The sequence below is a fragment of the Gemmobacter caeni genome (assembly GCF_003054195.1).
In the GTDB taxonomy this organism is placed as follows: Bacteria; Pseudomonadota; Alphaproteobacteria; order Rhodobacterales; family Rhodobacteraceae; genus Gemmobacter; species Gemmobacter caeni.
The window spans coordinates 56,916-80,147 of the sequence record NZ_QBKP01000003.1; the positions used below are offsets into that span (position 1 = coordinate 56,916).

A 23,232-nucleotide genomic window follows, 5' to 3' on the forward strand; every position below is an offset into this window, starting at 1 on the left:
TCCGGGTTACTGGGGCAGATTACTCGGCCTCGGCGCGGTGAATCAACCGTTCATCACAGGGGGCGACGCGCAGGATGTTGGTCGTGCCCGGCACGTTGAAGGGCACACCTGCCGTGACGACGATATGTTCCTTCTCGGTCGCGAAGCCCTGCTCGCGCGCTGCGCGAACCGCCGAGATGACGGCGCCCTTGAAACGGTCCTGTTCCTCGGTGATCACGCAATGCGTGCCCCAGGTCAGGCACAGCCTGCGTGCGGTGCCCACCAGCGGGGTCAGACCGATGATCGGCACGCGCGGGCGTTCCCGCGCCACGAGGCTGACCGTCGTGCCCGACTGGCTGAAGCAGCAGATCGCCTTGATGTCGGCGGATTCGGCAATCTCGCGCGCGGCGGCAACGATCCCGTCGGCAACCGATGTGCGCACCACCTTGCGGCTGGCCTCGATCACGTCGCGGTAGGTGCTGTCGCTTTCCACGCTGATGGCCACGTTGTTCATCGTGGTCACCGCCTCGATCGGATAGCTTCCGGCGGCGCTTTCGGCGGACAGCATGATGGCGTCGGCGCCTTCATAGATCGCGGTTGCCACGTCCGAGACCTCGGCCCGCGTCGGCACCGGGCTTTCGATCATGGATTCGAGCATCTGCGTCGCCACGATCACGGGCTTGGCGGCGGCGCGGGCCTTGCGGATCAGGCGTTTCTGGATCGGCGGCACGGCATGGACCGGCAGTTCCACGCCCAGATCGCCACGCGCGACCATGATGCCATCGGCCACCGCCAGAATGCTGTCATAGACCTGCACAGCGGCGGGTTTTTCGATCTTGGCCAGAATGGCGGCTCGGCCATTGGCCAATGCACGCGCCTCGATCACATCCTCGGGGCGCTGCACGAAGCTGAGCGCAAGCCAGTCCACGCCCAGTTCGCAGACGAATTCCAGATCCTTGCGGTCTTTCTGCGACAGCGCGGCCAGCGGCAGCACCACGTCGGGCACGTTCACGCCCTTGCGGTTGGAAATCGTGCCGCCCACGGTCACGGTGCAATCGGCGAAATCCTTGCCGCAGGCCTCGACCTTGAGGCGGATCTTGCCGTCGTTGATCAGAAGCGAGGCTCCGGCTTCCAGCGCCGCGAAAATCTCGGGGTGGGGGAGCTGCACGCGCGTCGCATCGCCCGGCGCATCGCTCAGGTCCAGACGGAAGCTTGCGCCTTCCTCCAGTTCCTCGGAATCATTGGCAAAGGTGCCCACCCGCAGTTTAGGCCCCTGAAGGTCGGCGAGAATGGCGATGGGGCGGCCGGTATCGGCCTCGATCTGGCGGATGATCTGATGCCGGGCACGGATATCTTCATGCGCGCCATGGCTCATATTCAGGCGGAAGACATCGGCACCCGCCTCGAACAGCTTGCGGATCATTTCATAATCCGACGAGGCCGGGCCCAGGGTGGCCACGATCTTGACATTGCGCATGCGTCTCATTCCAGCAAGTCCTTGGTTCTTCGCGCGCGTCTCGGCGGCGGTCGTTTGCGTCGGGCCGCGTCCCTTATGGCCGAATTCCGGTCTTCGGGCAATGCTGCACATGTTAGCGTTAACATTGGCGTGCAGCAAGGGAAAAGGCGGCAAATCCGCTTCGCCATTCCCTTTCGCGGGCCAATCCCCTAATGCAAATGACGCTACAGGATGACGCGAGAATGACAGTGCAGCCCTATTCGATTGAAGGCGCCACGCGGCCCGGCCGCTGGCTGATTACCTGCGACCATGCGACCAATCGAGTGCCACAGGATATCTGCGGCGGCGATCTGGGGATCGCGCCCGAGGATATGGCCCGCCATATCGCCTATGACGTGGGCGCCGCCGGTCTGGCACGGGCTTTGGGCCTGGCGCTGGACAGCCCCGTGATCTGTTCCGATTTCTCGCGCCTGGTGATCGACCCGAACCGGGGCGAAGATGACCCGACGCTGGTGATGAAGCTGTATGACGGCACCATCATTCCCGCCAATCGCCCGGTCGGTGCGGCAGAGGTGGAGCGGCGGCTCGACACGCTGTACCGCCCCTATCACGACGCGCTGGAGGCTTTGGCTGCGCGGCGCGACGATACGGTGTTGCTGGCGATTCACAGTTTCACGCCTTGTCTGCGGGGCAGGGCGCCCCGGCCCTGGCAGGTGGGTGTGCTTTACAGCCACCTGGATGACCGGCTGTCACGCCCGCTGATCGACCGTCTGAAGGCGGAACCGGATCTGTGCATCGGCGACAATGAACCTTATTCCGGCCATCTGCCCGGTGACTCGGTTGATCGTCATGCCTTGCAGCCGGGGCGGCACAACACGCTGATCGAACTGCGCAATGATCTGATCGGGACGGCGGAGGCACAGGAATACTGGGCCGCGCGTCTGGCGCCGATTCTGTCTGCGGTCCTGTCGGGGCTTTAGGCGGCGACAATCCGGCGCCTGATCCGGCGGTGTTTCCCGTCCGACAGCTAAATACGTCAAAAATTTGACGAAACCGGGGCAGGGCGGCACAGTGGCGTTCTGAACCGGAGACTTGCCATGGAACTGCTTGGAATGTTGCTGACACTGCCGCTCGCCCTCGTGGGGATGAGCTTTGCGGGCCATCACTCCGGTTCAGACGATGATCACGCCGGGACCGAGGAAGAAGAGCAGGCCGCCAACGGCGACCTGCTGGATGCGGCGCGGGGCTGAGGCCGCGCCGCGCGGGGGTCAGACGGCGGCCTTGCGCATCTCGTCCAGATAGATTTCGCGCATCCGGGTGGCCACGCGGCCAACCGCGCCGGTGCCTACCGCCGCGCCGTCAATTTCCACGACAGGCATCACGAAGGCCGAGGCCGAGGTGATGAAGGCCTCATCCGCTTTCTGTGCTTCGTCGATGGTGAAGTTGCGCTCCTCGACTTCCATCTGCGCTTCCTTGGCGAAACGCAGCACGGCAGCACGGGTGATGCCGTGCAGGATGTCGGAAGACAGGGCGCGGGTGATGATCTTGTTGCCCTTCACGATATAGGCGTTGTTCGAGGTGCCTTCGGTCACGAACCCGTCCTCGACCAGCCAGGCGTCATCCACGCCCGCTTTCTTGGCGGCCATCTTGGCCATCGAGGGATAGAGGAGCTGAACCGTTTTGATATCGCGGCGGTGCCAGCGGATGTCGGGCACCGAGATCACGCGCCAGCCGGTCTTTGCCGCCGGGCTGTCGGCCAGACCGGGCTTGGCCTGCGTGAACAGAACGACGGTCGGGGCGGTATCGGCCGAGGGATAGGCGAAATCACGGTCGCCCGGATTGCCGCGGGTCACCTGCAGATAAACCATCCCCTCGTCGATGCCGTTCCGCGCCACCAGTTCGCGGTGGATGGCCAGCCATTCGGCATCGGAATGCGGGTTGGTCATCTCCAGCTCGGTCAGGCTGCGGGCCAGGCGTTTGCAATGACCGTCGAAGTCGATCAGCTTGCCACCCAGCACGCTGGTCACCTCATAGACGCCATCGGCCATCAGGAAGCCACGGTCGAAGACCGAGACCTTCGCCTCTTCTTCCGGCAGGTAGTCCCCGTTCACATAGACGGTGCGGCTCATCTTGAATTTCCTTTGAATCTTGCCCGGAACCCCCAGCGGTGTGCGGCAGATGGCAGGGCAGGTCAAGCATTCATCCTCGCCGCTATGCCGCATACGCAATGCTGCATTCGCAAATCCTGCTTGCCAACGCCTGCGCAACAATCTAACTATTCCGCAATCTTCCCTGAAATTTACTTGCAGAGAGACGTCGATGAGCTTCCGTATCCAGCCCGCTGCCCCCGCCCGCCCGAACCGCTGCCAGCTGTTCGGCCCCGGCTCGCGTCCCGCGCTGTTCGAGAAGATGGCGGCATCGGCGGCGGATGTGATCAACCTTGATCTGGAGGACTCGGTCGCACCCGCGGACAAGCCGCAGGCCCGCAAGAACATCATCGAGGCGATCAACACGATCGACTGGGGCAAGAAATACCTGTCGGTGCGCATCAACGGGCTGGATACACCGTTCTGGTATCGCGACGTCGTCGAGGTGCTGGAAGGCGCGGGCGAGCGGATCGACCAGATCATGATCCCCAAGGTGGGCTGCGCCGCCGATGTCTATGCGGTGGATGCTCTGGTGACGGCCATTGAACGGAACATGGGCCGCACCAAGCCGATCAGCCTTGAGGTCATCATCGAAACCGCCGCCGGCATAGCCCATGTCGAGGAAATCGCCGCCTCTTCGCCGCGCCTGCAGGCCATGAGCCTCGGTGCCGCCGATTTCGCGGCCTCGATGGGGATGCAGACCACCGGCATCGGCGGTACGCAGGAAAACTATTATATGTATCGCGACGGCGCGAAATACTGGTCGGACCCGTGGCACTGGGCACAGACGGCCATCGTCGCCGCCTGCCGCACCCATGGTATCCTTCCGGTCGACGGCCCCTTCGGCGATTTCAGCGATGACGAGGGCTTTCGTGCGCAGGCCCGCCGGTCCGCCACGCTGGGCATGGTCGGCAAATGGGCGATCCATCCCAAGCAGGTCGCGCTGGCCAACGAGGTGTTTACCCCATCGGAACAGGCTGTGACGGAGGCGCGGGAAATCCTTGCCGCGATGGAAGAGGCCAAGGCGGCAGGGCAGGGCGCCGCCGTCTACAAGGGGCGTCTGGTCGACATCGCATCAATGCGCCAGGCCGAAGTGATCGTGCGCCAGGCCGATATCATCGCGGCATCGTGATGAATCGTTGACAAACTGCTGCCTTTGGTCGCAGTCTGATTTCACGAAAGCTTAACAATTCATCGCTCGCCGTAGCGATACCCGCGCCGCCAGCGGGGAGAGGAGGCCTCCGGCGGCATCACGGGAGGAGCAGACCCCGCGATCTGATCGCGGGGTCTTGCTGTTTTCAGCCTCTGGCCTGGTGGCGCGTTGCCCCGCCCGGCCCCTGCTTTCAATGCTTCAGCAAGCGGAGTTTCGGCCTGTCGCAGCTCAGTCACGTTGCAATTCCTCGCAACCGCCTGCATATAAGCCGCAATCGCAATGCGGAGAGAGCAATGACCTATCTCGAATTCGAGAAGCCCCTTGCGGAGATCGAAGGCAAAGCCGAAGAGCTGCGCGCCCTCGCCCGGCAGAACGAGAAGATGGATGTCGAGAAAGAGGCCGCCGCGCTGGATCGCAAGGCCGAGCAGCTTCTGAAAGACCTCTACAAGGATCTGACGCCCTGGCGGAAATGCCTTGTTGCCCGCCACCCGGACCGCCCGCATTGCAGCGATTACATCGACGCGCTGTTTACCGAATACACACCGCTGGCCGGGGACCGGAACTTTGCCGACGATCACGCCATCATGGGCGGCCTCGCGCGGTTCAATGACATGCCGGTGGTGGTGATCGGCCACGAAAAGGGCAACGACACCAAATCGCGGATCGAGCACAATTTCGGCATGGCCCGTCCCGAGGGCTATCGCAAGGCGGTGCGGCTGATGGATATGGCCGACCGTTTCAACCTGCCCGTCATCACGCTGGTCGACACGCCCGGTGCCTATCCGGGCAAGGGCGCGGAAGAGCGTGGCCAGTCAGAGGCCATCGCGCGCTCGACCGAGAAATGCCTGCAAATCGGTGTGCCGCTGGTGTCGGTCATCATTGGCGAAGGCGGCTCCGGCGGGGCGGTGGCCTTTGCTACGGCCGACCGGATCGCCATGCTGGAACATGCTGTCTATTCGGTGATCTCGCCCGAAGGCTGTGCCTCGATCCTCTGGAAGGATGCCGAGAAGATGCGCGAGGCGGCCGAGGCGCTGCGCCTGACCGCGCAGGATCTGCAAAAGCTGGGCGTTATCGACCGCATCATCAAGGAACCTCTGGGCGGCGCGCAGCGCGGCAAGAAAGAGGCGATTGATGCCGTTGGCAAGGCGGTCGAGATGATGCTGAAAGAGCTTTCGGGCAAGTCGCGCGAGGTTCTGGTACGCGACCGGCGGCAAAAGTTCCTCAAAATGGGTTCGAAGGGCCTCGCGGCCTGATCACATCCGCGTGGCTGCCGCAGGATGGCCGCATTTGCGACCGACTGCGGCCATGGCCATGATCCAGCCTTTCCGTCCATGTGTATCGGACGGAAGGTAATGGTTCATGGCGCCCAACCAGCTTATCCAGAACGGGAGCTTTTCGGCTGGCAGCACCAGTTGGACCGGCACCGATATCGAGCTGAACCCATATACCTCCTATGGTGTATCGGGCGGCTCCAACCCGTCTGCCGGAACGGTTACCGAAATGGATGGCCGCAGCGGCTATCGCACCGTCCTGCAACAGACCGTCACTGTTGCGCGTGATGGCCAGACCGGCACCTTCAGCTTTGATACCGCCCTGCGTTCGGCGCTGACCGGCAATCCGTCCTCCGGTGCCTATAATGTGCAGATCATCAATGCGACCACGGGCAGCGTGATCCTGTCGCACACGATCTCGCCGACCTCGACCACCTGGGTCAACCAGAGTTACACCGTCACCTTCCCGAGCGCCGGAAATTACATCGTGCGCTTCAACGAAGCCGCTTCGGGGGCGGATGACAGCCTCGGCTCGGTTCTGGACAACGTGTCGCTGCTGGTGTGCTTCGTCGCTGGCGCGCGTATCCGTGCCGAAACCGGTATGGTTCCGGTCGAGGCGGTCGAACCCGGCATGCGGATCTGGACCGCGGATCATGGCTTGCAGACCGTCCGCTGGTCGGGGCAGCGCCGGATCAGCCAGGCACAGCAACGCGCCACCCCCGCTCTGCGCCCGGTGATATTCGAGCCGGGTACGCTGGGCGAGGGTCAGCCCGCGCACCGGCTTCGCGTTTCGCAGCAGCATCGCATGTGCCTGCGCGACTGGCGCAGCCAGCTTTATTTCGGAGAAAGCGAGGTGCTGGTGCCTGCGAAAGCTCTGATCGACGGTAAGGGTATCCGGCTTGCAAAACCCGAGCAGGCGGTGACCTATGTGCACTTCCTGTTTGACAGGCACGAAATCGTCGAGGTTGAAGGATGTCTGGCCGAAAGCTTTCTGCCCACCGGCCTGTCACTGGGCGGAGTGGAAGAGGCGGCGCGGGAAGAAATTCTGCGGCTGTTCCCGCAGCTTCGGCAGCAGCGGAACATCATTGACAGTGCGCGGCCCGTGTTGTCGGCGCGCGAGGCAGCCGTGCTGGCTGCCTGAGTTACCACATGGTTTTCGCCGCCCGGCCCGGCCATTCGGCATCATAGCTGGCCCCGTCAAACCGGCCTTCGGTAATTTCACGCAGCATATCTCCGATAGTGGGCAGGCCCGCCGACTGGTCGCCGGAGGTCCAGAGTTCGGCACGGATCAATGCACGCGCACATTGGGAATAGACCTCCGCAATCTCGATCACGATGACCGTGCGCGGGGCCTTGCCATCGCGGGCGAAGCTTTGACACAGCTCGGGCGCCGCACTGAGACGGGCGGAGCCGTTCACCCGCATCGCCGTGGAGCTGCCGGCGACGAGGAACATCAGGCTTACCCGGCCATCACGCACGATGTTGCGCAGGGAATCGATGCGTTCGTTGCCCTTCCAGTCAGGCATCAGCAGGGTGCGTGCATCCGCGATGCGCACCACCGGCCCGCAGTCTCCGCGCGGACTGCCATCGGTGCCTTCCGGCCCTACGGTGGTCAGCACGCAGAACCGGGACCGCTCGATATGAGCGCGATAGGCCGGGGTCAGTATGGGGGTGACCTTGATCCGCGCAGCTTCGCCCGGAGTGCCGTAGAGCGCATGCAGCGCGTCCAGATCCTCAACCCAGCTCATGCGGAAAACCCGGCTTCGATCATCAGCGCGTCAGAGGAGGCCTCGATCTCGCGTTCCAGCCGGGCCATGAACTCGCCATTTCCAAGACCAGGGCCGATGGCGGGAAGAAACTCCACCACGGCGGTGCCGGGCTTGCGCAGCACGCCGCGCCTTGGCCAGAACAGGCCGACATTGGTGCCGACCGGCACGCAATCCTGACCAAGCTGACTATAAAGCAGGGCAGACCCGACCTTGTAAGGGGCTTTCACCCCGGGTGCGACACGCGTGCCCTGGGGATAGATGATCAGCTGCCCCGGCAGGCTGGCGCCCGATTTCACATCGGCCATCATCTTCATGATCGCCGCGCCCCGCTTGCCACGGTTGACCGGCACGCAACCGATGCGCAGCGCATACCAGCCCAGCACGGGCGCCCAGACCAGTTCGCGCTTCATGATGAACTTGCCACGCGGCACCGCGCCGAAGATCAGAATGATATCCAGAAAGCTCTGGTGTTTCGCGGCAATCAGCACCTCGCCCTGCGGCGGGGTGCCACGCACTTCGGTATTCAGCCCCGTCAGCAGCCGCAGGCTGAACCGCACCCATGCGCAGAAGCTGCGGCAGGCGGTATGGGCATAGCGGCGATCTATCAGGGCGGGGATCAGCAGCACGACGCCGATGACAAACATCGCCAGATACATCTGGATGCTGAAGATCAGCGACAACAGCCATTGCAGGGGCAGGATGCGGCGCATTCAGGTCAGCTCCTTGAGGCGCGAGAAGGCGGCAAACCTTGTGGCGGCAAAGGCCACTGCAGCGGCGAGCAGGGGCAGGACAGCAGGCAGAAGCCAGCCCCAGCCGGTAAAGCCGAGGCCGGTCAGAAAGCCGCCCGCCGTGTCGGCAGAGGGCAGGATCGCCACACCGATCATGCCCAGCAGGGCGCCGACGGCGGAACCGGCCAGTGCCCGCAGGGTGAACCGCCGCACGAAAGCCCGCGCGATATAGCTGTCACGCGCACCGACCAGCCGCAGCACGCGGATCACCTGTGCATTGGCGGCCAGTGCCGCATGGGCGGCCAGCGTGATCATCCCGGCCATGGTGCCGCCGATCAGCAGGATCGACACCAGACCCAGCAGCCGCAACCGCCCCGCCGCTACCGCCAGCGGGCGGCGCCAGCGCGTGTGGTCATCCAGTACGGCACCCGGTGCCTCTGCCAGCAGCCGCTGTCGCAGCCCGTCGGCATCGTAACCCGTGGAATCCTCGGTGAGTTCGACCAGACGGGGCAGGGGCAGGCTGTCGACCGGCAGGTCGGGCCCGAACCACGGCTCCAGCAGCTTGCGCTGTTCCTCGTCGCTCAGCGCGCGGGCGCTTTCGACGCCGGGTGTGGTGGCCAGCACGTCAAGAACGGCGCGGGTTTGCATCTCGATCTGATCGGCCGGGGCAGAGATCCGCACCGTCGCAGTTCGGGCCAGCGCATCGGACCAGCGGTCTGCCATCCGGCCGGCGGCCATCGACAGGGCCAGTGCGAAGACCGCGAGGAACGTCATGGCGCCTGCGGTGAACGAGGTCAGCCATGCGGTATGGCCTGACCGTGGCACAACCCGGTCGGATTGCCGGTCACGACGCAGAAGCTGGGGCAGAAGGGCGCGCATCACAGATCCGCCCCGGCCAGTTGCAGCCGACGATTGCTGATCCGCAGCACGCGTGCCGCGATCTGGGCCTTGGCCTGCCGGATCAGGTTCATGTCATGGGTGGCGACAACGATGGTCTTGCCCATCCGGTTCAGTTCGACCAGCAGGGTCAGAAGCCGCAGCGACATTTCCCAGTCGAGGTTGCCGGTCGGCTCGTCCGCGAGGATGACTTCCGGGTCCATGATGATGGCGCGGGCCAGAACCGCCCGCTGTCGCTCGCCTCCGGACAGCGAGGGGGGCAAGGCATCGGCCAGATGTTTCAGCCCGACCCAGGCCAGAAGATCGCCCAGATCGCGGTTGTCGATCTCGCGTTGCGAAACGGTCAGCGGCAGCGTCACATTGGCGGCCAGCGGCAGATGGTCAAGAAACTGGCAATCCTGGTGCACCACCCCGATGCGTCGCCGCATCTGCGCCACGTCATCGCGGCCAAGGCTGCGGACTTCGCGGTCAAACAGCGTGACATGGCCTGCCGTGGGCGAAAGCTCGGCATAGCAAAGCTTCAGGAAGGTCGATTTGCCAGCGCCCGAAGGGCCTGTCAGAAAATGAAAAGACCCCGGTGCCAGCCGGAGCGTCATGTCCGAGAGCAGTTCGCCCCCGCCGTAACTGTAGGCCACGTTCTCGAAGGAAATCACCGGATGCCCCATTGTCGCATGGCGCGCACATTCGCCCAGTGGCGCGGCGGATTCAACCACATGCGCGACGACTTGCGGAGAATCCTGTCCGACTTGGGGTTGGACAAGCAACATATCGTTGCTACAACTGGGCCAGTAACAAGCCGGAAACGGCGGGCGGGAGCGGGACAGGATGCGGCTGATTTGCCCCAATTGCGATGCGCAGTACGAGGTCGCGGATGATGCCATTCCGACCGAGGGCCGCGATGTGCAATGTTCGAATTGTGGCCACGCCTGGTATCAGGAGCACCCGTCGGTTCTTGAAGCCCGCGAAGAGGCCGATGCGCTGGAAGCCGCGCTGACGCTGCCCGATCCCGTGCTGGAAACCGGGACGCCGCCGCTGGCGGAGCCGGAACCGGCGCCTGTGCCACCGCCGCCGATTGTCGAGCCCGTTCCGGAACCCCCGGTCCCGCCCGTCGCAGCACCACCCCGCCGCAGCAGTCTGGACGACAGCCTGATGGCCGTCCTGCGCGAAGAGGCGGAACGTGAGGCGCAGGCTCGGGCGAGGGAAGAGCCGCGCGGGCTGGAAGTGCAGGGTGATCTCGGGCTGGATTCCGTGGGGGCTGTTGTGCCTGCGTCTGCGCAGCGCGTGGCCCGGCTGAAAGGAATCGAGACCGACTCGCAGGAGGATGCCGAGGGCGAAGCCGCCGCGGCGCGTATCGCCAAGGGCCGGGATTTGCTGCCCGATATCGAGGAAATCAATTCCACGCTCCGCCCCTCAAGCGAGCGCGGTGTCAACGAGGCAGAGGTCTCGTCGGCGGCGCAGCCGCAGGGCAGTTCGTTCCGCAGCGGCTTTGCGCTGATGCTGCTGGTCGCGGTCGCCCTTGCGCTGGCCTATGTGATGGCGCCCCGGATTGCCCAGCAAATCCCGGCGCTTGCGAAACCTCTGGCGGGCTATGTCGAAGGCGTCGATGCGGCACGACTTTGGCTTGACGGGCTGATGCAGCGAGCAATTGCCGCCTTGCAGGGCTGACGCCCGGCTTCAGAACAGATCCAGCAGCCGCTTCAGATAACCAAGTTCGTTGTCGGCGCGCTGTTGCTCGCCCGCGCGGCGCCGGATCTCGTCCAGCAGATCCTGCGCGCGGCGGTAAACATCCTGCCCCTGCGCCATGTTGCTGTCCGAACCGATGGCGCGACTGTCGCCCTGCTCACGGCCCAGCGGATCGCGGGAGCGGCCGGGCTCATCGTTGCCGCCAGGCTGCTGCTCGGCCTGATCGGCACGCCGGGCTTCGCGCGCGGCTTCGTCAAGCGCCCGCATCCCCTGACGCAGCCGGTCCATCGCTTCGGCCTGCCGGTCCAGTGCGCCGGACAGATCGCCGTCGCGCAGCGCGCGTTCCGCCTCGTCCATGGATTGCTCGGCCCCATCCAGCGCCTGCCGTCCCTGTTGACCCTTCTCGCTGCCCTCGCCGGGAAGCTGGCGATTGCCCAGCCCTTCCAGCCGTTCGCGCAAAGCGCGCTGACGCTCGGCCAGACTGCCGCCTTCGCCCTCTTCCTTTTCGCCCTGACCCTGATCGCCCTGCTGCAACTGGCGGAAGGATTCGTCTGACAGATCCTGTTGGTCGCGCAGCGTTTCCTGAAGCGCCCCCATGCCGGGTACCGAAAAGCCATCATCGCCCGCGCCACCTTCGGTGATCTGCAAATTCTCCAGCAATTGCTGCAACATGGCCATGGCCTGCGCGGCTTCGGCCATCTTTCCTTCCTCGATCAGGCGCTGGATTTCATCCATCATTTCCTGAATCTGGTTGCCGGTGATCTGCATGCGTTCCTGATTTTCGGCCTGCTGCCCATCCGGGTTGCGCTGGGCGCGTTCGGCGAGCATGCGCACATAATCCTGCGTTGCGGCGCGCAGCTCTTCCATCAGTTCCTGAATTTCGGCCGGATCGGCGCCGTTGCGGATCGCCTCGTTCAGCCGGTCCTGTGCGCGTTCCAGCCGGGCGCGGGCTGAGGCCAGATCGCCTTCCTCGACCAGCAGCGCAATCTCCCAGAACTCTTTCGCCAGTTCATCGCGCAGTTCCGGGGTCAGCGTTGCGGCATTGGTATCCAGCTTTGCCATCGCCGTTTTCAGCCGGTCGAAAGTTTTTTCGTCGCGGATCAACCCGTCGGGATGATAGGTGATCGCTCGGAAAATCTGCGCGGCGCGCGGGGCATTGCTGCGGTTCCAAAGCAGATCACGCCGCATCTCGACGATTGCGGCGGCCAGCGGATCGAAAAAGCGCTTGCCGGGCAGCACGAGACTCAGGGGCTCAGTCTGGCCGGTCTGTCCGCGTCCGTCCGTCACTTCAAGCTGCACCTGCACGGGCAGGTTGGCGAAGGGATGTTCCGAGATATCCTCGACCAGCGCATCCTCGAAGCTGGCGCGGTTGCCGCTGATCGGCAGCGGCAAGTCAAGCGTAAGGGCAGGGCGCGGTTCCGGCTCGGTCGCAAGGCCATACCGCCGGTCAACCTGCGGCAAGTCCAGCGTGATGCTGACGCTGCCCGAGGTAATGCCATAATCGTCCTCCGCGGAGAAGGGCAGCTTCATCTTGCCATCGCGTTCGCGGGTTACCGGCCCCGTCACTGAAACGCCCGGTGCCTTGTCCGGGCTGACGGCCACCTGCCATTCGCGTCCGCCGCGTCCGCTGATCGAAAGAGCGCCGCTTTGCATCACCTCAAAGCTCTGCGCCGGGTCCGAGGCGGCACCGGGCCGGGTGCTGCCCGAGATGGTTTCGTTCAGCGTCAGCGCGCCGACATCGCCGTAAAGCCGGATCTGGACCTTGCTGCCCTGCGGTAGCTCCAGCGGGCCGGCGGGTACGTCATTGAGGTAAAGCGCCGGCTTGCCAGTATAAAGCGGCGGCTGGGCCCAGCCTTCCCACGAGGGGCCGGCCATCATGGCCTCGGCGGCGCCGGGGGCGAGGCCGGACACGCTGGCGACCCGCCAGATGGAGCCGAACAGCAGCGCCATCACCATGGCGGTCAGCGCCATGTAGCGGAGCCCGAACGGGTCGCGCTCCGCCAGACGCAGGTCGGGCCGCACCGGGCGGGCGGTGGCGGCGCGGGCTGTCATGCGGGCGCGATGGGTCTGCCAGACCGCGACCGAGGCCGGATCAGAGCCACCCACCGCCTGTTCGTCGGTCAGCGCCGAAATCGGCTGGCCGGGCAGCGAAGCATCCAGTCGCGCCAAAGCTTCGGTCCGCCGGGGGGCGTTAAAGCGGCGTAACCCGCGCCACAGGGCCCAGCCTGCACCGACACAGGCGGCGACCAGCCCGGTCCAGGCCGCTTCAAGTGGCAGGATATCCTGAAGCCCGAAGGCCAGCACGGACAGGACCAGCAGAAGCACGGTCCACAGCGGCCAAAAGGCGCGTGACAGGCGTTCGGCCCATAGCCCCGCCCACGTCAGCCGCAGCGGCCAACGGATACGGTGAAACAGCTCGGGCGCGGGTTTCGCCTGCATTGCCTCCGTCACAGTTGGGGCCGCGAAGTCACAGCCATGACGGCAGCTTATCGCGGCTCAGCATCTCGTCATAGCTCGGGCGTTCCCGGATGACGGCGAAGTGATCGTCGCGCACCAGAACCTCGGGCACAAGAGGGCGCGAGTTGTATTCGTTGGCCATGACCGCGCCATAGGCCCCGGCCGAGCGGAAGGCCACCAGATCTCCCTCTGCCATCAGCGGAAGATCGCGTGCCTTGGCGAACGTATCGCCGGTTTCGCAGATCGGGCCCACGATGTCGAAAGGCTGGGTCGGCGTGGCGGGGGCGGGTTCTGCCACCGCGACGATGTCGTGATGCGCACCATACATCGCCGGGCGCACCAGATCGTTCATTGCGGCGTCGACGATCAGGAAATCACGGCCCTCGCCATGTTTCACATAGATCACCTTCGACACCAGAATGCCGGAATTTCCGGAAATCAGCCGCCCGGGCTCGATCTCGATCTCACAATCCAGATGTCCCAGTTTCTGCTTGATCAGTGCGCCGTAATCCAGTGGCAGCGGCGGCGCCTCGTTCGACCGGGTATAGGGAATACCCAGACCCCCGCCCAGATCAAGGCGGCGGATCGTGTGGCCATCCGCCCGCAGCGCGGCGGTCAGGTCGGCCACCTTGTCAAAGGCCTGGCCGAACGGCTCCAGATCGGTCAGCTGGCTGCCGATATGCACGTCGATACCCACGATCTCCAGCCCCGGCAGCCGTGCGATTTCGGCATAGACTTCACGCGCGCGCGCGATCGGGATGCCGAACTTGTTCTCGCTTTTCCCGGTGGCGATCTTTTCGTGGGTCCGGGCATCCACATCCGGGTTTACCCGGACGGTGACGGGCGCCCGCAGTCCCATCGAGGCGGCGACGTCGGACAGCGCCCGCATCTCGGGTTCGCTTTCCAGGTTGAACTGGCGGATGCCGCCTTCCAGCGCGATCCGCATTTCCTCGCGCGTCTTGCCGACGCCCGAGAACACGATGCGATCCCCCGGCACCCCGGCGGCCTTGGCGCGCAGATATTCCCCGATGGAGACCACGTCCATCCCCGCGCCCAGATCGCCCAGAAGCTTCAGCACCGCCACGTTGGACAGCGACTTGATGGCGAAGCAGACCATGTTCGGCAGCGGGTCCAGCGCCTGTTTGAACAGTTGGTAATGCCGGGTCAGCGTCGCAGCGGAATAGCAATAGAACGGCGTACCCACCGCAGCGGCGATTTCGGTCAGCGGCACATCCTCGGCGTGCAGGCTGCCATTGCGGTAGATGAAGTGATCCATGCGCGCCTCCTCAAGCAGTCGCCCCGCCTATAGCAGAACACAGCATCTTCGCAATCGCGGCGCAAAGGGTTACCGCACCGGCGCGGTGCGCAGAAACAGGTAGAGCGGCAGACCGCAGCCGGGGCCAAGCAGAAAGGTCACCGGCAGGGCGATCAGCGCCAGCCAGTTGCGCCGCACCCAGGTTTCCGCGATGGCCCAGAGGGCAAGCGCGATGGCGGTGATCAGCATGTCCGACGGGCCGGGTGTGAAGCGGGCGAGGGCGGCGGGCAGCCCGCCCGCCAGTAATTGTGACAGGGGAGCCACCGCCCCGGCCAGTGTCAGCGCCAGATACAGAAGGCGCAACGCCGACATCAGAGGCCGATCCCGATTCCGATGCCGCCGATCCGGGTTCCGATCCGCGCGCCATGAGGCGTGACGCCGACCCGAGCCGTTCCGACCCGCGTGCTGACAGAGGGTGTCACCGCCACGCCGGTGGGCGTGGCATGAACGTTCAGGTTGGTCTGCGGCTCCGGCACCGGGGCGGCGCAGGCGGCCAGCAGGATCAGCCCGAGAACGGCGGCTGTTCGCATCACGGGCTCACATGGGTCAGTCCGGCACGGGCGTCGCCGGACAGCGTAACCCCGGTCTGGGCCTCGGGCGCCTTCGGCGGGCCGTCGGCCCCGCAGCCTGCCAGAAGCGCGGCCAGCGCCAGCCCGATCAACCCTTTGCCTGCATTCGTCATTTTCGTCTCCAAGACTTTCCGCCGCCTGTCGCGGCACATGCGCCGCAGGCAATCAGGCGGCGAGCGTCAGCGCAACAGCCCCTGCCAGCGCGCGATCTGTTCGCGCACCTGAACCGGCGATGTTCCGCCATATGACTGCCGGGAGATCACGGAATTCTCGACCCCCAGCACCGAATATACACTTTGGTTTATACCTTCGTGAACGGATTGCATTTCGGTCATGGTCAGCTCGGGCAGGTCACAGCCCTTCTTCTCGGCCAGCGCAACCAGCGTGCCGGTCACATGATGCGCTTCGCGGAAGGGCAGGCCCAGTTCGCGCACCAGCCAATCGGCCAGATCGGTCGCGGTGGAGAAGCCCGAGGCCGCGGCGGCGCGCAGGTTTTCGGTCATCGCCTGCATGTCGCTGACCATGCCGGTCATCGCGGCCAGACCGAGCATCAGCGTGTCTGCGGCGTCAAACACCTGTTCCTTGTCCTCCTGCATGTCCTTGGAATAGGTCAATGGCAGACCCTTCATCACGGTGAACAGCGCCACCGTCGCGCCGAGGATACGCCCGAGTTTCGCGCGCAGCAGTTCCGCCGCATCGGGGTTCTTCTTCTGCGGCATGATGGACGAGCCTGTCGTCCACTTGTCCGACAGTTTGACAAAGCGGAACTGGGCCGAGGACCAGATCACCAGCTCTTCAGCAAAGCGGCTCAGGTGCATGGCGCAGATCGCCGAGGCCGACAGGAATTCCAGCGCGAAATCGCGGTCGCTGACCGAATCGAGACTGTTGGCTGTCGGCCGGTCAAAACCCAGAGCCGCCGCCGTGGCATGGCGGTCGATGGGGAAGGAGGTTCCGGCCAGCGCCGCGGCGCCCAGCGGGCATTCGTTCATCCGGCGCCGCGCGTCCTCGAACCGCGAACGGTCCCGCGCCAGCATTTCCACATAGGCCAGCATGTGATGGCCCCAGGTCACGGGCTGCGCGGTTTGCAGATGGGTGAAGCCCGGCATGATCCAGTCGGCGCCTGCTTCGGCCTGCGACAGGAAGGCTTTCATCAGCGCAGTCACTCCGGCAATCGCCGCATCGCACTGGTCGCGGACCCAAAGCCGGAAGTCGACGGCGACCTGATCATTGCGCGACCGTGCCGTGTGCAGCCGCTTGCCGGCCTCGCCCACGATCTCGGTCAGGCGGGCCTCGACCGACATATGAATGTCTTCATGTTCGACCCTGAAGGTGAAGTTTCCGGCCTCGATCTCTGACAAGACCGTGAGCAGCCCTTCCCGGATCGCCCCGGCGTCTTTATCGGTAAGGATGCCCTGCGCCGCCAGCATCGCGGCATGGGCGCGCGAACCGGCAATATCCTGGGCGTAAAGCCGCTGGTCGAAGCCGATGGAGGCGTTGATCGCCTGCATGATGGCATCCGGCCCGCTGCTGAAGCGACCGCCCCACATGGCATTCGCCGTATCCGGGGCGTTTGCGGAAGTCTGGGTCTTGTCGTCTGCGCTCATTCTGGGCCTGCCTTTGTGGAGGGAAAATGCTGCCTGTCCGTGCCGCCGTCCTTTATACGGCCTTGCTGTTCGGTGCAAACCCGGCTGCTGCCGATATTGCCGCCGCCGATGCGCTGCGCGACGGTGACATGAAGAAGCTGAACTTCGCCGAGGCTCAGGAACTGCCCGAAATCGGGCTGGTCGGGCTGGACGACAGCCCCCGCGCATTGTCTGAGTTTCGCGGCAAGTGGACGGTGGTGAACTTCTGGGCCACATGGTGCCCGCCTTGCCGCCACGAGATGCCTTCGCTCGGAGCCTTGCAACAGGTGATGGGCGGGCCGGAGTTCGAGGTCGTGACTGTCGCCACCGGCCGCAATGCCGTTCCGGCCATCGAAGAGTTCTTCGAAGAGGCGGGTGTCACCCATCTGACCGCGCTGCGCGATCCGAAATCGGCGCTGGCCCGCAATGTCGGGATCGCGGGCCTTCCGGTGACGCTGATCCTCAACCCCGAGGGCGAGGAGGTTGGCCGCCTGATCGGCGATGCCGACTGGAACAGCGCCGAGGCGCGGGCCGTCCTTACCGCGCTGATGCGCTGAGCCGAAGCGACCGGATCAGTGCCACTGCTTCGGCCGGGGGAGCCTGTTCGATCCGCCGATAACCGGTTCCGTCGGGCTGCCTGGCAATCAGGCCGCTCTGCGCCATGGTGCGGCGCAGGATGGCGGCATCTCCGAACAGGTGCAGCCGGTCCAGCAGGGATGAAAACGCGCGCTCCGTCCAGCTTTGACCCTTTGGCACCTGTGCCCAGAGCCCCCACAGCGCCAGATGCTGGGCCGAGGTCTTGGCGGGCCAGCTTTTCAGCCGCGCCTCCGCATCGAAATACCGCCGGACCTTTTCGACCGCACGCAGGTCGACCTCGGGCAGGAGCGGTGGATCAAGCCGGAGCCGGGCGGCGTCCTGGGCCCGGAAATGCTGAAAGTTCCGAAAGCCTGCACCGCGCGCCAGCATGTTCAGCAAGGTCAGATGGCCTGGCTGGCCCTCATGTCCGGCGAGCTCCGCGCCAAGACGGCGCGCGAGCACAGAGATGTCTTCTGCCCGATAGGGCAGGGAAAGGCGTGTCATGGCACCCTCATGTCTGGCCCGGAACGGCGCGGGTCACCCTTGGCGGCCGGGCATGGGGAAACCATGGCTGGCGGGACGGCAGGTTTAGCTGGCCTTTCGGCTGGTGACGCCTGGGTGAACTGCGGACCCTGCACAAAGTCTAGCGCGGCGGTATTCCGGCGGCAAGCCGGCCATGACAGGGGCAGGTGACCATGTGGTCGTTCACCATGCCGGTTGCCTGCATGAAGGCGTAGACGATGGTCGGGCCGCAGAACTTGAACCCTTCGGCCTTCAGCGCTTTCGACATGGCCCGCGATTCGGGCGTCTCGGTCGGCACTTCGGCCATGCTGGAGAAGCGGTTCACGATGGGGTTGCCGCCGACGAAGCGCCACAGGAAGGGCGAAAACCCCTCGCGTTCCTCGATGCGCAGCCAGGCGCGGGCGCCTGCAATGGTGCCCTCGATCTTGCCGCGATGGCGCACGATGCCCGGATCGGCCAGAAGGCGCAGCACCTCGGGCTCACCCCAGCCTGCGATGACCTCCGGGCGGAAACCTTCAAAGGCGGCGCGAAAGGTCTCGCGCTTGCGCAGAATGGTGATCCAGCTCAGCCCGGCCTGAAACCCGTCGAGGATCAGCTTTTCGAACAGGGCGCGGCTGTCGTGTTCGGGCACCCCCCATTCGGTATCGTGATACGCGACATAAAGCGGCTCGGTGCCGCACCAGGTGCATCTGCCTTCCATGACAAACTCCGCAAAATTAGAACTAAATGTGAACTTTCATCCGGTCTTTACCTTTGGCCACGCAATCTGTCGAGCGGAAGCAAGCATGGGGGTGGTGATGGAGTTCCGGCAGCCAGGCGGTGCCAAACCGAAAGGGCCATTGTCCGATCCGCTCAGCTTTGCGATATCCGAACTGGACCGGCAGACCATGACCATGGTGGAGGAGGCGCTGCGCGATGGCCGGGTGCGGCTGGCTTTCCAGCCCGTCGTGATCGCGGCGGATACCCGGAAAATCGCCTTCCACGAAGGGCTGATCCGCCTGCTGGACCCTGCCGGGCGGGTGATCCCGGCACGGGAGTTCATGGGCGCCGTCGAAACGCAGGAACTCGGGCGACAAATTGATTGTGCCGCGCTGGATCTGGGGCTGCGGACGCTGGCGCGCCATACGGATATCCGTCTGTCAGTCAACATGTCGGCCCGTTCCATCGGCTATCCCCGCTGGATGCGCATTCTCAAACGCGGGTTGCGGCAATCCCCGACCATCGGGGAAAGGCTGATCCTCGAAATCACCGAAAGCTCGGCCATTGCGGTGCCGGAAACCGTGACGGCCTTCATGGATGATCTGCAACGTGAGGGCATTGCCTTCGCGCTCGACGATTTCGGGGCGGGCTATACCGCCTTCCGCTACTTCAAGGAGTTCTTCTTTGACATCCTGAAGATTGATGGCCAGTTCATCCGCAACATCCATACAGACCGCGACAATCAGGCGCTGACCCGGGCGCTGATCTCCATCGCACGTCAGTTCGAGATGTTTACCGTGGCCGAGGCGGTGGAAACCGTGGAAGAGGCGCAGTTTCTGCAAACTCTGGGCATTGACTGTATGCAGGGCTACCTTTTCGGGGCGCCGACGCTGAAGCCCGCTTTCTTGCCCGAGGATCGCAAGCTTGCCTGACATCTGCGACGAATCGCCAAAATTGGCACGTCGCCGCGCAATCTTCTTGCTCAGCGCCCGAAACTTGCTTACCCCATGCTGCAAGGCGGCAGAGGAGCCCCTCCGCCGCATCGGCCAAGGGAGAGGACTACAGCCATGACGAATGTCGTTATCGTTTCTGCCGGGCGGACTGCCGTCGGCAGCTTCAACGGGTCTTTTGCCAATACGCCGGCGCATGAGCTGGGCGCTTCGGTGATTGAGGGCGTGGTGGCCCGCGCCGGGATCGACAAATCCGAAGTTTCCGAGACCATTCTGGGTCAGGTGCTGACCGCCGGTCAGGGCCAGAACCCGGCCCGTCAGGCGCATATCCTGGCTGGGCTGCCGCAGGAAAGCTCTGCCTGGAGCCTCAATCAGGTTTGCGGGTCCGGCCTGCGCGCGGTCGCGCTGGGCGCACAGCATGTGCAGCTTGGCGATGCCAGCATCGTCGTGGCAGGCGGTCAGGAAAACATGTCGCTGTCGCCCCACGTCGCGCATCTGCGGGCGGGTCACAAGATGGGTGACATGAAGTTCATCGATTCGATGATCAAGGACGGGCTGTGGGATGCCTTCAATGGCTATCACATGGGGCAGACGGCAGAGAATGTCGCGAACCAGTGGCAGATCAGCCGCGACATGCAGGACGAATTTGCTCTGGCCAGCCAGAACAAGGCCGAAGCGGCACAGAAAGCCGGCCGCTTCAAGGACGAGATCATTCCCTTCACGATCAAGGGTCGCAAGGGCGACATCGTGGTGGATGCCGATGAATATATCCGTCACGGCGCGACCATGGATGCGATGCAGAAGCTGAAACCGGCCTTCGTGAAAGACGGCTCGGTTACCGCGGCCAATGCCTCGGGTATCAATGATGGTGCGGCGGCGGTGCTGCTGATGTCGGCGGACGAAGCCGCGAAGCGTGGTCTGAAGCCGCTGGCGCGCATCGCTTCCTACGCGACGGCGGGTCTGGACCCGGCGATCATGGGCGTCGGCCCGATCTATGCAAGCCGCAAGGCGCTGGAAAAGGCGGGCTGGAAAGCTGCGGACCTCGATCTGGTCGAAGCGAACGAGGCGTTTGCGGCTCAGGCCTGCGCGGTGAACAAGGACATGGGCTGGGACCCGTCGATCGTGAACGTGAACGGCGGTGCCATTGCCATCGGTCACCCGATTGGCGCTTCGGGCTGCCGCATCCTGAACACACTGCTGTTCGAAATGCAGCGCCGGGACGCGAAAAAGGGCCTTGCCACGCTTTGCATCGGGGGCGGCATGGGCGTCGCCATGTGCCTTGAGCGCGTCTGAATATTTCAAACTTTAAAAACTTCCGGCGGCGCACTGGCAACAGTGCGCCGCTTGTCTTTTGATCCTTTGCGAAATTTTGCTGCAATTGCGAAAAAACTTTCGCAACATTGTTGCGAAGGCGCGCTCTGTCCGATAGCAAGATTCCAAGCAGACATTTCAAGGAGGAATCATGTCGAAAGTTGCTCTGGTCACCGGCGGGTCGCGCGGCATCGGTGCGGCGATCTCGGTCGCGCTGAAGAATGCGGGCTATTCCGTTGCGGCGAATTACGCTGGCAATGACGATGCCGCCGCCGCCTTCACCAAGGAAACCGGCATTCCCACCTACAAATGGTCTGTCGCCGATTACGATGCCTGCGCGGCCGGTATCGCCAAGGTCGAGGCAGAACTGGGTCCGGTATCGGTTCTGGTGAACAATGCGGGCATCACCCGCGATGCGATGTTCCACAAGATGACCCGTGCGCAATGGCAGGAGGTGATGGATACCAACCTCACCGGCCTGTTCAACATGACCCATCCGCTGTGGTCGGGAATGCGTGACCGCAAATTCGGGCGCGTGATTAATATCTCCTCGATCAACGGGCAGAAAGGCCAGGCGGGGCAGGCGAACTATTCGGCGGCGAAGGCGGGCGATCTGGGCTTCACCAAGGCGCTGGCGCAAGAGGGCGCGCGGGCGGGCATCACCGTCAATGCAATTTGTCCGGGCTATATCGGCACCGAGATGGTCCGCGCGATTGATGAAAAGGTGCTGAACGAGCGCATCATCCCGCAGATCCCGGTCGGTCGTCTGGGGGAGCCCGAAGAAATCGCGCGCTGCGTGGTTTTCCTTGCGGCCGAGGATGCAGGCTTCATCACCGGCGCGACCATCAGCGCCAATGGCGGCCAGTTCTTCGTCTGACCCGTTCACACAATCGCTCAAAGGCCCGCTTGCGCGGGCCTTTTTCTTTGCCTAGACCTGCGGTCGGACGCAAAAATCTTTGAAAGATTTTTGCAAATTTCTTGCAAGAAATTTGCGGGGGCAGATGACACAGGGCAGGGCGACCGCCATTGGATTCAGTGCAGTGCTGCTTTGGGCACTGCTTGCGCTGTTCACTATCGGTTCGGCGCCGGTGCCGCCCTTTCTGCTGAATGCGATCTGCTTCGCCATTGGCGGTGGCCTTGGATTGGTTCGCGTTCTCGCCAGCGGCGAGGGCGCGGTGCTGCGCCGTGTGCCGTGGTATGTCTATCTCTTCGGCACCATCGGGCTTTTCGGGTATCACGCCCTCTATTTCACCGCCTTCCGCATCGCGCCCTCTGCAGAAACCGGGCTGATCGCCTATCTCTGGCCACTCTTCATCGTGCTGCTGTCGGGCCTTCTGCCGGGCGAGCGTTTGCGCGCGGGGCATATCCTCGGCGCGCTGATCGCCTTCGCCGGGGCGGCGCTGATCGTTTTGGGCCGCGACGGCGGGCAGGCCAATGTGACGGGGCTTCTGCTGGCCTTCGGTTGCGCGATCACCTGGGCAGTTTATTCGGTCGCTTCACGCGCCTTCGGGCAGGTGCCGACGGCCGCGGTGGCAGTCTATTGCCTGGCAACGGCGCTGCTGTCCGCGATTGCGCATCTGGCCATCGAACAGACGGTCTGGCCCGCAACCGCGACAGGCTGGCTGTCGGTGCTGGCGCTGGGGCTTGGGCCAGTGGGGCTGGCGTTTTTCACATGGGATATCGGCATGAAAAAAGGCGACATCCAGTTGCTTGGAGTCGCCTCTTATGCTGCGCCGCTCCTCTCCACGCTGGCGCTGGTGATTGCCGGTATCGCGCCCCCATCGCTGACACTGCTTGTCTCGGCGGTTCTGATCACCGGAGGGGCTGCGCTGGCCGCGCGGTCAAGACCGGCGCGGCCCGGCGCGAAACGCGGTCAGGCGTGAGACAGCCGCTCAATCTCTTCCTTGAGCTTGAGCTTCTGCTTTTTCAGCGCCGCGATTTCGAGATCGTCACTTCCGGGGGCGCGCTGAGCGCGCTCAACCATTTCGGACAGGTGTTCGTGCTTTCTCCTCAGCTCGACAATATGCGAAGCGACGGTCATCAAAGCCTCCTGTTTTGTGTTCGACAGGTTGATTGCACCACGGATTCATTCGCTTGTCATCAAAATGTCACCGCTGCGGCGCGGCAT

General features: G+C 64.2%; 26 protein-coding genes. 11 read left to right on the top strand and 15 right to left on the bottom strand.

The genetic code is table 11. The annotated features are described in order from the left end of the window. Positions 1 to 19 precede the first annotated feature (19 nt). Positions 20 to 1,465 (bottom strand): pyruvate kinase, encoded by a 1,446-nt coding sequence (gene pyk / locus C8N34_RS05550; RefSeq protein WP_108128140.1) that lies wholly within the window; start codon positions 1,463 to 1,465, stop codon positions 20 to 22. A gap of 212 nt (positions 1,466 to 1,677) precedes the next feature. Here pyk and C8N34_RS05555 point away from each other — a divergent pair, with 212 nt between their 5' ends. Further along, positions 1,678 to 2,415, top strand: a complete 738-nt coding sequence (locus C8N34_RS05555) for an N-formylglutamate amidohydrolase (RefSeq protein WP_108128141.1) — start codon at positions 1,678 to 1,680, stop codon at positions 2,413 to 2,415. 117 nt (positions 2,416 to 2,532) lie between these two features. Next, the gene (locus C8N34_RS26270) at positions 2,533 to 2,685 is read left to right on the top strand and encodes a hypothetical protein (protein ID WP_158640449.1); all 153 of its coding nucleotides are present in this window, start codon (positions 2,533 to 2,535) and stop codon (positions 2,683 to 2,685) included. Between the two features lie 18 nt (positions 2,686 to 2,703). On the opposite strand, the gene C8N34_RS05560 is transcribed toward C8N34_RS26270, so the two are convergent. Next, the gene (locus C8N34_RS05560; RefSeq protein WP_108128348.1) at positions 2,704 to 3,564 is read right to left on the bottom strand and encodes a D-amino-acid transaminase; all 861 of its coding nucleotides are present in this window, start codon (positions 3,562 to 3,564) and stop codon (positions 2,704 to 2,706) included. 190 nt (positions 3,565 to 3,754) lie between these two features. Between C8N34_RS05560 and C8N34_RS05565 the strand changes: the two genes are divergently transcribed. The 3 genes from C8N34_RS05565 to C8N34_RS05575 all read left to right on the top strand — a co-directional run bounded on the left by C8N34_RS05565 (position 3,755) and on the right by C8N34_RS05575 (position 7,147). Further along, positions 3,755 to 4,714, top strand: coding sequence for an L-malyl-CoA/beta-methylmalyl-CoA lyase (locus tag C8N34_RS05565; protein WP_108128142.1), 960 nt, complete (start codon positions 3,755 to 3,757; stop codon positions 4,712 to 4,714). A gap of 314 nt (positions 4,715 to 5,028) precedes the next feature. Further along, a complete protein-coding gene (locus C8N34_RS05570) occupies positions 5,029 to 5,988 on the top strand; it encodes an acetyl-CoA carboxylase carboxyltransferase subunit alpha (RefSeq protein WP_054300746.1) in 960 nt (319 codons plus the stop codon). 106 nt (positions 5,989 to 6,094) lie between these two features. Further along, the gene (locus C8N34_RS05575) at positions 6,095 to 7,147 is read left to right on the top strand and encodes a Hint domain-containing protein (RefSeq protein ID WP_108128143.1); all 1,053 of its coding nucleotides are present in this window, start codon (positions 6,095 to 6,097) and stop codon (positions 7,145 to 7,147) included. A 1-nt stretch (position 7,148) separates the two neighbouring features. On the opposite strand, the gene C8N34_RS05580 is transcribed toward C8N34_RS05575, so the two are convergent. From C8N34_RS05580 to C8N34_RS05595, 4 genes are read right to left on the bottom strand one after another with little or no spacing between them, the layout of a single operon-like run. Further along, a complete protein-coding gene (locus C8N34_RS05580; protein ID WP_054300744.1) occupies positions 7,149 to 7,754 on the bottom strand; it encodes a pyridoxamine 5'-phosphate oxidase family protein in 606 nt (201 codons plus the stop codon). After that, positions 7,751 to 8,485, bottom strand: coding sequence for a lysophospholipid acyltransferase family protein (locus C8N34_RS05585; RefSeq protein WP_170120534.1), 735 nt, complete (start codon positions 8,483 to 8,485; stop codon positions 7,751 to 7,753). The genes C8N34_RS05580 and C8N34_RS05585 overlap by 4 nt, the downstream gene beginning before the upstream one ends. Next, complete coding sequence (locus tag C8N34_RS05590; RefSeq protein ID WP_108128144.1) at positions 8,486 to 9,382, bottom strand: cell division protein FtsX; 897 nt, start codon at positions 9,380 to 9,382, stop codon at positions 8,486 to 8,488. Continuing rightward, the gene (locus C8N34_RS05595) at positions 9,382 to 10,053 is read right to left on the bottom strand and encodes a cell division ATP-binding protein FtsE (protein WP_108128350.1); all 672 of its coding nucleotides are present in this window, start codon (positions 10,051 to 10,053) and stop codon (positions 9,382 to 9,384) included. The genes C8N34_RS05590 and C8N34_RS05595 overlap by 1 nt, the downstream gene beginning before the upstream one ends. A 172-nt stretch (positions 10,054 to 10,225) precedes the next feature. On the opposite strand from C8N34_RS05595, the gene C8N34_RS05600 reads away from it, so the two are divergent. Further along, on the top strand, positions 10,226 to 11,065 hold the full coding sequence (locus C8N34_RS05600) for a zinc-ribbon domain-containing protein (RefSeq protein ID WP_108128145.1): 840 nt from the start codon (positions 10,226 to 10,228) through the stop codon (positions 11,063 to 11,065). Positions 11,066 to 11,074: 9 nt separating this feature from the next. Here the strand turns inward: C8N34_RS05600 and C8N34_RS05605 are convergent, their stop codons facing one another. From C8N34_RS05605 to argH, 6 genes are all read right to left on the bottom strand, one after another. After that, positions 11,075 to 13,522, bottom strand: coding sequence for a DUF4175 domain-containing protein (locus tag C8N34_RS05605; protein ID WP_108128146.1), 2,448 nt, complete (start codon positions 13,520 to 13,522; stop codon positions 11,075 to 11,077). A gap of 28 nt (positions 13,523 to 13,550) precedes the next feature. After that, a complete protein-coding gene (gene lysA, locus C8N34_RS05610; protein ID WP_108128147.1) occupies positions 13,551 to 14,816 on the bottom strand; it encodes a diaminopimelate decarboxylase in 1,266 nt (421 codons plus the stop codon). Between the two features lie 69 nt (positions 14,817 to 14,885). Continuing rightward, positions 14,886 to 15,167: a DUF2834 domain-containing protein gene (locus tag C8N34_RS05615; RefSeq protein WP_108128148.1), complete on the bottom strand. Its 282-nt coding sequence runs from the start codon at positions 15,165 to 15,167 to the stop codon at positions 14,886 to 14,888. Then, positions 15,167 to 15,385 (bottom strand): hypothetical protein, encoded by a 219-nt coding sequence (locus C8N34_RS05620; protein WP_054300737.1) that lies wholly within the window; start codon positions 15,383 to 15,385, stop codon positions 15,167 to 15,169. The genes C8N34_RS05615 and C8N34_RS05620 overlap by 1 nt, the downstream gene beginning before the upstream one ends. Continuing rightward, positions 15,385 to 15,537 carry an argininosuccinate lyase gene (locus C8N34_RS05625; RefSeq protein ID WP_108128149.1) on the bottom strand — a complete coding sequence of 51 codons (153 nt, stop codon included), beginning with the start codon at positions 15,535 to 15,537 and terminating at the stop codon, positions 15,385 to 15,387. The genes C8N34_RS05620 and C8N34_RS05625 overlap by 1 nt, the downstream gene beginning before the upstream one ends. Positions 15,538 to 15,603: 66 nt before the next feature. Next, positions 15,604 to 17,028 carry an argininosuccinate lyase gene (gene argH / locus C8N34_RS05630; RefSeq protein ID WP_054300736.1) on the bottom strand — a complete coding sequence of 475 codons (1,425 nt, stop codon included), beginning with the start codon at positions 17,026 to 17,028 and terminating at the stop codon, positions 15,604 to 15,606. A gap of 26 nt (positions 17,029 to 17,054) precedes the next feature. On the opposite strand from argH, the gene C8N34_RS05635 reads away from it, so the two are divergent. Then, complete coding sequence (locus tag C8N34_RS05635; protein ID WP_054300735.1) at positions 17,055 to 17,603, top strand: TlpA family protein disulfide reductase; 549 nt, start codon at positions 17,055 to 17,057, stop codon at positions 17,601 to 17,603. On the opposite strand, the gene C8N34_RS05640 is transcribed toward C8N34_RS05635, so the two are convergent. Both C8N34_RS05640 and C8N34_RS05645 read right to left on the bottom strand, forming a co-directional pair. Further along, entirely contained in the window at positions 17,584 to 18,126 is a 543-nt protein-coding gene (locus C8N34_RS05640; RefSeq protein ID WP_054300734.1) for a DUF2087 domain-containing protein, read from the bottom strand. The two genes, C8N34_RS05635 and C8N34_RS05640, sit on opposite strands and share 20 nt — an antisense overlap. A gap of 139 nt (positions 18,127 to 18,265) precedes the next feature. Next, a complete protein-coding gene (locus tag C8N34_RS05645) occupies positions 18,266 to 18,844 on the bottom strand; it encodes a DNA-3-methyladenine glycosylase I (protein ID WP_054300733.1) in 579 nt (192 codons plus the stop codon). An 85-nt stretch (positions 18,845 to 18,929) separates the two neighbouring features. Here C8N34_RS05645 and C8N34_RS05650 point away from each other — a divergent pair, with 85 nt between their 5' ends. The 4 genes from C8N34_RS05650 (at position 18,930) to yddG (ending at position 22,987) form a co-directional block, all read left to right on the top strand. Then, on the top strand, positions 18,930 to 19,775 hold the full coding sequence (locus tag C8N34_RS05650; RefSeq protein WP_229825211.1) for an EAL domain-containing protein: 846 nt from the start codon (positions 18,930 to 18,932) through the stop codon (positions 19,773 to 19,775). Between the two features lie 135 nt (positions 19,776 to 19,910). After that, on the top strand, positions 19,911 to 21,086 hold the full coding sequence (locus C8N34_RS05655) for an acetyl-CoA C-acetyltransferase (protein WP_054300732.1): 1,176 nt from the start codon (positions 19,911 to 19,913) through the stop codon (positions 21,084 to 21,086). A 169-nt stretch (positions 21,087 to 21,255) separates the two neighbouring features. Further along, positions 21,256 to 21,981 carry an acetoacetyl-CoA reductase gene (gene phbB, locus C8N34_RS05660; RefSeq protein WP_054300731.1) on the top strand — a complete coding sequence of 242 codons (726 nt, stop codon included), beginning with the start codon at positions 21,256 to 21,258 and terminating at the stop codon, positions 21,979 to 21,981. Between the two features lie 124 nt (positions 21,982 to 22,105). Continuing rightward, positions 22,106 to 22,987: an aromatic amino acid exporter YddG gene (gene yddG / locus C8N34_RS05665; protein WP_108128150.1), complete on the top strand. Its 882-nt coding sequence runs from the start codon at positions 22,106 to 22,108 to the stop codon at positions 22,985 to 22,987. Here yddG and C8N34_RS05670 read toward each other — a convergent pair. Further along, a complete protein-coding gene (locus tag C8N34_RS05670) occupies positions 22,978 to 23,145 on the bottom strand; it encodes a YdcH family protein (RefSeq protein ID WP_082400616.1) in 168 nt (55 codons plus the stop codon). The two genes, yddG and C8N34_RS05670, sit on opposite strands and share 10 nt — an antisense overlap. Positions 23,146 to 23,232 lie beyond the last annotated feature (87 nt).